This is a genomic window from Rhizobium sp. AC27/96, from assembly GCF_001692325.1.
GTDB lineage: Bacteria > Pseudomonadota > Alphaproteobacteria > Rhizobiales > Rhizobiaceae > Rhizobium.
Genome location: NZ_LXKN01000072.1, coordinates 1 through 1,390, shown reverse-complemented (window position 1 = coordinate 1,390; position 1,390 = coordinate 1). Strand labels below are relative to the sequence as shown.

The following is a 1,390-nucleotide window of genomic DNA, read 5'->3' as shown; positions in this document are numbered from 1 at the left end:
ATACGAGACTCTATTTGAATTGGATCACGGGATCCAAGCGTCTCGACGTGTCGTATAAGGTGATGAATGTTTCAGCGTTGCAGACTGACTGCGCAAAAAGGTCATCCCGCCAAGTCGCGTTTGCCGGGAGGCGGGCGGTGAAGAGGCTATCGGGCCGCGACAACCTGTCATCCGATGACGCAAACCAGCTTGTTCTCGCCATTGCGCAGAGACAGGATCGAACAGCTTTTGCTGAACTGTTCAATCTGGCCGCCCCGAAAGTTAAGTCCTACATGATGCGGACCGGCTCGGCACCGGAATTTGCAGAAGAGATAGCGCAGGAAGCCATGCTGCTAGTCTGGCGTAAGGCATCCTATTTCGACCCTGCTCGTGCCAGTGCTGCAACATGGATCTTCACGATTGCTCGAAATCTGCGCATCGATTTCCAGCGCAAGCAGAAATCATCGAAGTTTTCAGGGGCTGATGCAGGCAGTTTTCAAGAAGTCGAGCAAACGCCCGAGGAACTCCTTTTCGTCAGGGTGGACGAGGAAAGGATAAGGACCGCGATGCATGCTCTCAGCCCGGAGCAGGAAACGATCCTGAGATTGTCGTTTTTCTGCGATAGCCCGCATTCGGAGATTGCGAAGGAGCTTGACCTGCCGCTTGGCACCGTAAAATCACGCATAAGGCGAGCGCTGGTCAGGCTGAAGACCATGCTTGAAGAGACACTATGACTGCAACTCATCACCCCAGTGATCAAACGCTTTTGCGCTATGCAGCTGGCAACTTGCCGGCCGGGCCTGCGCTCGTAGTTGCAGCCCATATTGGCGGTTGTCCCGCCTGCCGAAGGAAGGTTGCGAATTTCGAGGCGGTCGGAGGAGCGTTCCTGGCGCGGCTCGAACCGGAAGAGCTTTCTCCGGGAGCCCTCAACCGTGCACTCGCGAAACTGGAGACAGACGATCAAAAGATCAGCGTGGGCGCAACGCGACCGGGTGATGCCTCGATGGGCGGCATTGTCCTTCCAAGGGTACTCAGCCATTGCGGCATCGGGCCATGGCGGTCTGTCGGTCCGGGCGTCAAGCTCAGTCGAATCACAGTACCTTATGCACCTGAAGCGAATGTCATTCTGCTCAAGGTCAAAGCAAACAAGCATATGCCTGCCCATGGACACTCTGATCTAGAGGTCACCCAGGTGTTGTCCGGATCCTTTTCGGATGGTGGTAACAGGTATATTCCAGGTGACTTCGTCGAAGGCGACAATGAGACAGATCACAGCCCGATCATCGGTAGCGAGGGCGAATGCATTTCCCTCGCAGCGATCGAAGGCCGAATCCACTTCCGTGGCTTTATCGGGAGATTGCTGCAGCCGTTCGTCGGAATTTGAGCCAATTCGAGAAGCTGGCGCTGAAAT

2 protein-coding genes are annotated in these 1,390 nt (G+C 55.4%); both read left to right on the top strand.

What is annotated here, in order from left to right:
* A partial coding sequence (locus A6U86_RS32220; protein WP_244510144.1) for a sigma-70 family RNA polymerase sigma factor occupies positions 1–713 on the top strand: 713 nt, incomplete at its 5' end.
* Complete coding sequence (locus A6U86_RS32215) at positions 710–1,363, top strand: ChrR family anti-sigma-E factor (RefSeq protein WP_068400571.1); 654 nt, start codon at positions 710–712, stop codon at positions 1,361–1,363. The genes A6U86_RS32220 and A6U86_RS32215, both read left to right, overlap by 4 nt.
* The last annotated feature ends 27 nt before the right edge of the window (positions 1,364–1,390 follow it).